Annotated in this window: 9 protein-coding genes and 1 tRNA gene; all 10 read right to left on the bottom strand. The window is 59.5% G+C overall.

All coding sequences use genetic code 11. The annotated features are described in order from the left end of the window. Positions 1-224 precede the first annotated feature (224 nt). Positions 225-299: transfer RNA gene (locus tag ACIQ39_RS17345), tRNA-Val, on the bottom strand. 107 nt (positions 300-406) lie between these two features. Beyond that, positions 407-1,117, bottom strand: coding sequence for a DNA polymerase III subunit epsilon (gene dnaQ / locus ACIQ39_RS17340; protein WP_396435843.1), 711 nt, complete (start codon positions 1,115-1,117; stop codon positions 407-409). A gap of 17 nt (positions 1,118-1,134) precedes the next feature. Beyond that, positions 1,135-1,473: an ISC system 2Fe-2S type ferredoxin gene (gene fdx / locus ACIQ39_RS17335; RefSeq protein ID WP_396435842.1), complete on the bottom strand. Its 339-nt coding sequence runs from the start codon at positions 1,471-1,473 to the stop codon at positions 1,135-1,137. 31 nt (positions 1,474-1,504) lie between these two features. Continuing rightward, positions 1,505-3,370, bottom strand: coding sequence for a Fe-S protein assembly chaperone HscA (hscA, locus tag ACIQ39_RS17330; RefSeq protein ID WP_396435841.1), 1,866 nt, complete (start codon positions 3,368-3,370; stop codon positions 1,505-1,507). A gap of 55 nt (positions 3,371-3,425) precedes the next feature. Continuing rightward, the gene (hscB, locus tag ACIQ39_RS17325; RefSeq protein WP_396435844.1) at positions 3,426-3,941 is read right to left on the bottom strand and encodes a Fe-S protein assembly co-chaperone HscB; all 516 of its coding nucleotides are present in this window, start codon (positions 3,939-3,941) and stop codon (positions 3,426-3,428) included. Between the two features lie 181 nt (positions 3,942-4,122). Then, a complete protein-coding gene (gene iscA, locus ACIQ39_RS17320; protein WP_108352478.1) occupies positions 4,123-4,446 on the bottom strand; it encodes an iron-sulfur cluster assembly protein IscA in 324 nt (107 codons plus the stop codon). Between the two features lies 1 nt (position 4,447). Beyond that, a complete protein-coding gene (gene iscU, locus ACIQ39_RS17315) occupies positions 4,448-4,834 on the bottom strand; it encodes a Fe-S cluster assembly scaffold IscU (protein WP_396435840.1) in 387 nt (128 codons plus the stop codon). Positions 4,835-5,148: 314 nt separating this feature from the next. Continuing rightward, a complete protein-coding gene (locus ACIQ39_RS17310) occupies positions 5,149-6,366 on the bottom strand; it encodes an IscS subfamily cysteine desulfurase (RefSeq protein ID WP_396435839.1) in 1,218 nt (405 codons plus the stop codon). An 18-nt stretch (positions 6,367-6,384) separates the two neighbouring features. Continuing rightward, on the bottom strand, positions 6,385-6,921 hold the full coding sequence (iscR, locus tag ACIQ39_RS17305; protein WP_108352476.1) for a Fe-S cluster assembly transcriptional regulator IscR: 537 nt from the start codon (positions 6,919-6,921) through the stop codon (positions 6,385-6,387). A gap of 128 nt (positions 6,922-7,049) precedes the next feature. Then, the coding region (locus ACIQ39_RS17300; RefSeq protein ID WP_396435838.1) for a helicase-related protein at positions 7,050-8,368 on the bottom strand (1,319 nt) is incomplete at its 5' end.

Raw genomic sequence — 8,368 nt, 5'->3', positions numbered from 1 at the left:
CATCACATCGTTGATGGAAAACAAAAACATCGCGCCCAGCATCAGCCCGATACCGGCAAGTGTTCGATCAGAAGAAATGGGGGGGTGCATGGATAGAAAATACTTCGTTGCAGCGAACGGCACATTGAAAATGTCGATCACAAGTGATCAAGCCCATGCTACTTAGAACCAAAGAAAAAGCACCTAGAGTTTCCACTAAGTGCTTGATTTCATTGGGAATTTTTTGGTGGGCGATGCAAGTTTCGAACTTGCGACCCCTGCAGTGTGAATGCAGTGCTCTACCCCTGAGCTAATCGCCCTGCGCTGTTCAGCGAAGTCCGTCATTATGCCATGAAAACATGCCTGATTTAGCCTCAAAAAAGTGCCCCTTGCACGGCCAAAGCCAGCCCAGGTGCGGGTTTTGGGCTCACGCCAGCTGCACTTGACGCCAAACGGTTTTGCCGCCGCTGGATTTGTCGAGTTGCAGCAACACCTCCTCATGCGCAGCCACCTCTTGTGCATTGGCTGACAACACGGGCAAGGCAAACTGACTCAAATCCAATGGCACGGCCACAGTCTTGGTGTGGCTGGGGGCATCGCCTGCATCGATCAGCAAAGCTTCTTGGCCTCGCGTCATGTTGATGTAAACGTCGGCCAGCAGCTCGGCATCGAGCAAAGCGCCGTGCAAGGTGCGGCCGGAGTTGTCGACGTCGAGCCGGTCGCACAGCGAGTCGAGGCTGTTGCGCTTGCCAGGGAACATTTCCTTGGCCATGGCCAGGGTGTCTAGGACATTGCTGACGTAAGCCTTGAGCGGTTTTTTGCCTAAGCGCTCCAGCTCTTTGTTCAGAAAACCCACGTCAAAAGCCGCGTTGTGGATGATCAGCTCTGCATCGGCGAGGTAGTCGAGGATCTCGTCGGCCAGTTGCGCAAACTTGGGCTTGTCGCGCAAAAACTCGTTGCTGATGCCGTGCACCTTGAGCGCGTCTTCGTGGCTGTCGCGCTCGGGGTTGAAATAAAAATGCAGATTGTTGCCTGTCAGCTTGCGGGCAAACAGCTCTACACAACCGAGCTCGATGATGCGGTCACCACCTTCGGCAGACAGGCCTGTGGTTTCGGTGTCCAGAACGATTTGACGCATGGCTTTGTCGCTCCGGCTCAGTGCAGTTCTTTGGCGTGATTGACCGTGTAGCGGGGAATCTCAATCACCAGGTCGCTTTTGGCCAAGAAGGCTTGGCAGCTCAGGCGCGAGTTGGGCTCCAAGCCCCAGGCGCGGTCGAGCAGGTCTTCCTCGGTTTCTTCCATGGCATTGAGGCTCCTGAAGCCTTCACGCACCACCACATGGCAGGTGGTGCAAGCCGCGCTCATGTCGCAGGCGTGTTCGATGTTGATGTGGTTGTCCAGCAGCGCTTCGCACAGGCTGGTGCCGGCTGGCGCAGTGATCTCGGTGCCTTGCGGGCAGTATTCGGGGTGGGGCAGGATTTTGATGACGGGCATAGGTGTCTTTGAATTCGGTACAGGGCAGACTTTACAAGGCTTGGATGTTTTGCCCCGCCAAGGCTTTTTGGATGCTGTGGTTCATGCGCTCGGCCGCAAAGGCTTCGGTGCCCTTGGCCAGTGCTTGGGTGCAGTCTTCCAGGGCTTGCGCGTCTTGCTCGGTTTGCACTGCGGCTTGCAGCGTGGCCATCAAGGCTTCGATGGCACTGCGTTCCTCGCCTCGCAGCAATTGGCCGTCGGCCGCCAGGGCGCTGCGCGTGGCCAGCAGCATGCGATCGGCGTCTACACGGGCCTCGACCAGCGCGCGGGCCTTCATGTCGGCTTGCGCGGTGGTGAAGCTTTCTTGCAGCATGGTGGCGATTTGCTCGTCGCTCAAGCCATACGAGGGTTTGACGTCAATGCGCGCTTCAACACCACTGATTTGTTCTTTGGCACCCACGTTCAGCAGGCCATCGGCATCCACCGTGAAGGTGACTCGGATGCGGGCCGCGCCTGCGGCCATGGGCGGGATGCCGCGCAGCTCAAAGCGCGCCAGGCTGCGGCAGTCTTGTACCAGGTCGCGCTCGCCCTGCACCACATGCAGCGCCAGCGCGGTCTGTCCATCTTGGTAGGTGGTGAAATCTTGCGCCATGGCCGTCGGAATGGTTTGGTTGCGCGGGATGATGCGCTCGACCAAACCGCCCATGGTTTCTATGCCCAGCGACAGCGGGATCACATCGAGCAGCAGCAATTCGCCAGCGGCGTTGTTGCCGGCCAATTGGTTGGCCTGAATGGCCGCACCCAAAGCCACAACTTCGTCGGGGTTGAGGTTGTTGAGCGGCGCTTGGCCAAAAAAGTCGGCCACGGCCTGCTGGATTTGCGGCATGCGGGTGGAGCCGCCGACCATGACCACGCCTTGCACATCGTCCTTGGCCAACTGGGCATCGCGCAAGGCCTTGCGCACAGCACTGGTGCAGCGGGCCGTGAGGGCTTGGGTGGCCTGCTCGAAATCAGCCCGGCTGATGGGCGCGGACAAACGGCCGGTGGACAAGGCGGCATTCAGCGTGACCGCATCGGCGTTGGTGAGTGCTTCTTTGGCGGCACGGGCAGCGGCCTTGAGCACGGTTTTGTCTTCGGCAGTGGCTGCCTGCAAGTCGGGCTGGCGCGCCATGGCGGCATCGGCCAGGGCCTGGTCGTAATCGTCGCCCCCGAGGGCCGAGTCGCCGCCGGTGGACAAGACCTCGAACACGCCTTGCGTCAGGCGCAGGATGGAAATGTCGAAGGTGCCGCCACCCAAATCGAACACGGCATAAACGCCTTCGCTGGCGTTGTCCAGACCGTAAGCGATGGCCGCCGCTGTGGGTTCGTTGATGAGGCGCAGCACGTTCAGGCCCGCCAACTGGGCTGCATCTTTGGTGGCTTGGCGCTGGGCGTCGTCAAAGTAAGCGGGCACGGTGATGACCGCGCCATACAAGTCGTCGTTGAAACTGTCTTCGGAGCGGTAACGCAGCGTGGCCAAAATTTCGGCGCTGACTTCGACGGGCGACTTGGGGCCTTGCACCGTTTGAATGGACAGCATGCCTTGCTCGCTGGCGATGAACTCGTAAGGCAGCTGGCTGCGGTTGGCGATGTCTTGCAGGCCACGACCCATGAAGCGCTTGACCGAGGCGATGGTGTTCAGCGGGTCGGAGGCAGCAGATTGCACCGCCTCAAAACCAATCTGCCGGCCTTGCCCCGGCATGAAGCGCACCACCGATGGGAGGATGACACGGCCATCTTCGTCAGGCAAACATTCGGCCACACCATTGCGCACCGAGGCCACCAGCGAATGCGTGGTGCCCAAATCGATGCCAACGGCAATGCGGCGTTGGTGGGGGTCGGGCGACTGGCCCGGTTCGGAAATTTGCAGTAAAGCCATGGTGGGTATCGGGTCTTGGTCCAAGCGCCAGCTTCAAAGGCATGGCGGTCTGTGGTCAGGTCAATCGGTCGAGTTTAGCGTTCACTTCTTGGGTGAAGCGCTCAATGAACATCAGCGCCCTCACCTGCCCCACGGCTTGGGCCGGGTCTTTGGCCACATCCAGCAAATCGCCCAGGGTTTGCTGCACGCGTCGCTGCTCGGTGGCCACCTCGTCAGCCAGAGCTTCAAGGCCTTGGGCACCGTCCGTGTCTTCCAGACTTTCGCGCCACTCCATTTGCTGCATCAGGAATGCGGCGGGCATGGTGGTGTTGTTTTCGGCCTGCACGGGCGCGCCTTGCAGTTCGCACAAGTAAGCGGCACGTTTGAGCGGGTCTTTCAGGCGCTGGTACGCCTCGTTGATGCGCACAGACCACTGCATGGCGACGCGTTGGGCGGCTGCACCCTCGGCTGCAAAGCGGTCGGGATGGGCTTCGCGCTGCAGGGCTTTCCAGCGGGCATCGAGTTGAGCGCGGTCCTGTGCGTACTGCGCAGGCACGTCAAACAGCTCAAAGTCGTTGGCTTGGAGGTGGATCATGAATTGACTGTCATGGCGAGCGAGGCACGGCCATCAAGCCATGGATCGCCACGTCGCTTCGCTCCTCGCGATGACGATGATTTTTTCACTGTGCTCCTCGCGATGACGCTGATTTTTTCACTGCACTCCTCGCGATGACGCTGATCTTTTCAAAGTGCTTCTCGCGATGGCGACAAACTCATACCCGGAAGGACTCACCGCAACCGCAGCGGTCACGCTCGTTGGGGTTGTTGAAGCGAAAACCCTCGTTCAAGCCTTCGCGCACAAAGTCGAGTTCGGTGCCGTCGATGTAGGCCAGGCTTTTCGGGTCCACCAACACCTTGACGCCGTGGCCTTCAAAGACCACGTCTTCCGGGGCGATATCGTCCACGTATTCGAGCTTGTAGGCCAAACCCGAGCAACCCGTGGTCTTGACCCCCAGGCGCACGCCGACACCCGAGCCACGTTTGGCCAGGTAGCGGGTCACATGCCGCGCAGCAGCGGCTGACAGTGAGATGGCCATGTCAGTTCAGGTGTTTCTTTTTGTAGTCGTCCACGGCGGCCTTGATGGCGTCTTCGGCCAAGATGGAGCAGTGGATTTTGACCGGCGGCAGCGCCAGCTCTTCGGCGATCTGGCTGTTTTTCAGCGCCGCTGCTTGGTCCAGCGTCTTGCCCTTGACCCACTCGGTGACAAGTGAGCTGGACGCAATGGCCGAGCCGCAGCCATAGGTCTTGAAGCGCGCGTCTTCGATCACGCCGGTGGTCGGATTGACCTTGATTTGCAGCTTCATCACGTCGCCGCAAGCCGGTGCCCCGACCATGCCGGTGCCCACGCTGTCGTCGCCCTTGTCGAACGAGCCGACGTTGCGGGGGTTTTCGTAGTGGTCAACCACTTTTTCAGAATATGCCATGTTGAACTCCTGGTTTTGTTTCGATGTGCTTTTTGCGTTGGGCGTTGGGTGTTGAGCGTTCAGTGTTGGACGTTTGGCGTTGGGCGTTGGGCGTTGGGCGTTGGGTGTTGGGTGTTGGGTGTTGGGTGTTGGGTGTTGGGTGTTGGGTGTTGGGTGTTGGGTGTTGGGTGTTGGGTGTTGGGTGTTGGGTGTTGGGTGTTTTGCGTTGAGCGTGTTCGGAAACTTCACGCTGAACCCTCAACGCTGAACCCTCAACTCTCAACTCTCAACTCTCAACTCTCAACTCTCAACCCTCAACCCTCAACGTAAAACGTTCAATGCGCCGCCCACTGGATCGTGCTCAAGTCGATGCCATCTTTGTGCATTTCCCACAGGGGGCTCAAATCGCGCAGCTTGGCCACGTTTTCGCGGATGGTCTTGATCGCGTAGTCGATTTCTTCTTCGGTTGTCCAGCGGCCAATCGTCATGCGCAGGCTGCTGTGGGCCAACTCGTCGCTGCGGCCCAAGGCGCGCAGCACATAGCTGGGCTCCAAGCTGGCCGAGGTGCAAGCTGAGCCGGACGACACCGCCAAGCCCTTGATGCCCATGATGAGTGATTCGCCTTCAACAAAGTTGAAACTCATGTTGATGTTGTGCGGCACGCGCTGGGTGGGGTGGCCGTTCAAGAACACCTGCTCCATGTCGCTCAGGCCGTTCATCAGACGGTCGCGCAACACGCGGGCTTTGGCGTTGTCTTGGGCCATTTCGAGCTTGGCGATGCGAAACGCCTCGCCCATGCCCACACACTGGTGTGTGGCCAAAGAGCCCGAACGCATGCCGCGCTCATGACCGCCGCCGTGCATTTGCGCTTCCAGGCGAATGCGGGGTTTGCGGCGCACATACAAAGCGCCAATGCCTTTAGGACCATAGGTTTTGTGCGAAGCCAGGCTCATCAAATCGATGGGCAACTGGGCCAAATCGATGTCGACTTTGCCCGTGGACTGCGCGGCATCGACGTGGAAAAAAATGCCTTTTTCGCGGCACAAAGCGCCAATCGCGGCCACGTCTTGGATCACGCCGATCTCGTTGTTCACGTGCATCACGCTGACCAAGATGGTGTCGGGGCGAATCGCGGCTTGGAGCGTGTCCATGCTCAACAGGCCATCAGCCTGCACATCAAGGTAGGACACCTCAAAACCCTGGCGCTCGAGTTCGCGCATGGAGTCGAGCACGGCTTTGTGCTCGGTTTTCACGGTGATCAGGTGCTTGCCGCGTGACTTGTAAAAGTGCGCTGCGCCCTTGAGGGCCAGGTTGTTGGACTCGGTGGCACCGCTGGTCCAGACGATTTCGCGGGGGTCGGCACCAATCAGATCGGCCACTTGCTCGCGGGCTGTTTCGACGGCGGCTTCGGCCTCCCAGCCCCAGGCGTGGCTGCGCGATGCGGGGTTGCCAAAGTGCTCACGCAGCCAAGGCACGATGGCGTCGACCACGCGGGGATCGCAGGGGTTGGTCGCACTGTAATCAAGGTAAATGGGGAAGTGGGGAGTGGTCATGGTGGGTACTTCTGTGAATCAGGATTTGGCGAACATATTGCCCAGGTCAAACACCGAGTTGGGCACATTCACGCGGATCGGCTGGCTGATCGGCATGGGGGCAATGGCACGCTTGAGGCTGGGTTTGTTCTCGACCACCAAGCCCTTGGCCAGCTGGTCATCCACCAGTTTTTGCAGCGAGACCGAGTCCAAAAACTCCACCATTTTGGAGTTGAGCGAGGCCCACAGGTCGTGCGTCATGCAGCGGCCATCGCCACCGTTGCAGTTTTCTTTGCCGCCGCAGTGGGTGGCGTCGATGGGTTCGTCCACCGACAAGATGATGTCGGCCACGGTGATGTCGGTGGATTTGCGGCCCAAGGTGTAGCCACCGCCAGGACCACGGGTAGACTCCACCAGGTTGTGGCGGCGCAGCTTGCCAAAGAGCTGCTCTAGATAAGACAGCGAAATCTGTTGGCGCTGGCTGATGGCGGCCAAAGTCACAGGACCGGCGTCTTGGCGCAAGGCCAAGTCGATCATGGCGGTGACGGCAAAACGGCCTTTGGTGGTTAAACGCATGGCAGACTCCTGAAGTGGGTGGAAGCTCTGACTGAAAACCGCCTGAGCGGGTTCCCGACTAAACAAGTCAAGTATAAACCTATCCCGATCAAAACACTCGGGTAATGGGGTTATTCAGGCCATTCCGCTCAAGCCCGGATCAGCGGCACGATGTTGTCGCCCCCTGTTGCGCCAAAAGCCTGTTCTTTCAAGATGCTCAGCTGGTCACGCACCTGAGCGGCTTTTTCGAACTCCAGGTTGCGGGCGTGTTCCATCATTTGTTTTTCCAGCTGCTTGATGGCGCGGGCGATGTCTTTCTCGCTCATGTCCTCCACCTTGGCCCGTTGCAGCGCGGCTTGCTCCAGGCGGTCGGCCTCTTTGCCCGACTTTTCGCTGTACACGCCATCAATCAAGTCTTTGACCTTTTTGATGATGCTCTTGGGCGTGATGCCCATGGCCTCGTTGTGCGCCACTTGCTTGACACGGCGGCGCTCGGTCTCGCCGATGGCTTTTTTCATGGACTCGGTCATGCGGTCGGCGTACAAGATCGCCCGGCCATTGAGGTTGCGGGCGGCCCGGCCAATGGTCTGGATCAAGCTGCGCTCAGAGCGCAAAAAACCTTCTTTGTCGGCGTCCAAAATGGCCACCAAAGACACCTCGGGAATGTCCAGGCCCTCGCGCAGCAAGTTGATGCCCACCAGCACATCGAAGGCCCCCAGCCGCAGGTCGCGCAAAATTTCCACCCGCTCCACGGTGTCCACGTCGCTGTGCAAAAATCGCACTTTCACGCCGTTGTCGCTCAGGTAATCGGTCAGCTGCTCGGCCATGCGTTTGGTCAGCGTGGTGATCAGCACGCGCTCGTGCTTGTCCACCCGAATGCGGATTTCTTGCAGCACATCGTCCACCTGCTGGGTGGCGGGGCGCACTTCGACTTCCGGGTCCACCAAACCCGTGGGGCGCACCACCTGCTCGACCACTTTGCCCGCATGCGTTTTTTCATAGTCGGCAGGCGTGGCCGAGACAAAAATGCATTGGCGCATGCGCTTTTCAAACTCTTCGAACTTGAGTGGCCGGTTGTCCAGCGCGCTGGGCAGGCGAAAACCGTACTCCACCAGCGTGGTTTTGCGGGCCCGGTCGCCGTTGTACATGGCGTTGAGCTGGCCAATCATCTGGTGGCTCTCGTCCAGAAACATGATGGCGTCGGGCGGCATGTAGTCGGTCAGGGTGCTGGGCGCATCGCCCGGTGCGGCTCCCGACAAATGCCGGGTGTAGTTTTCAATGCCCTTGCAGTGGCCCACTTCGGACAGCATCTCCAGGTCAAAGCGGGTGCGCTGCTCCAAGCGCTGCGCTTCCACCAATTTACCCATGCCCACCAGTTCTTTGAGGCGCTGGGCCAGCTCGATCTTGATGGTCTCGACCGCCGCCAACACCTTGTCGCGTGGCGTCACATAGTGGCTGGAGGGGTAAA

This window comes from Limnohabitans sp., assembly GCF_044361645.1.
Lineage (GTDB): Bacteria > Pseudomonadota > Gammaproteobacteria > Burkholderiales > Burkholderiaceae_C > Limnohabitans_A.
This window is presented reverse-complemented; position numbering and strand designations above follow the sequence as displayed.

Coding starts and splice junctions, on each gene's coding strand:
- hscA (WP_396435841.1), bottom strand. CDS start 3,370: ATGGCTTTACTGCAAATTTCCGAACCGGGCCAGTCGCCCGACCCCCAC.
- iscA (WP_108352478.1), bottom strand. CDS start 4,446: ATGGCCATCTCACTGTCAGCCGCTGCTGCGCGGCATGTGACCCGCTAC.
- iscR (WP_108352476.1), bottom strand. CDS start 6,921: ATGCGTTTAACCACCAAAGGCCGTTTTGCCGTCACCGCCATGATCGAC.
- ACIQ39_RS17310 (WP_396435839.1), bottom strand. CDS start 6,366: ATGACCACTCCCCACTTCCCCATTTACCTTGATTACAGTGCGACCAAC.
- fdx (WP_396435842.1), bottom strand. CDS start 1,473: ATGCCCGTCATCAAAATCCTGCCCCACCCCGAATACTGCCCGCAAGGC.
- dnaQ (WP_396435843.1), bottom strand. CDS start 1,117: ATGCGTCAAATCGTTCTGGACACCGAAACCACAGGCCTGTCTGCCGAA.
- iscU (WP_396435840.1), bottom strand. CDS start 4,834: ATGGCATATTCTGAAAAAGTGGTTGACCACTACGAAAACCCCCGCAAC.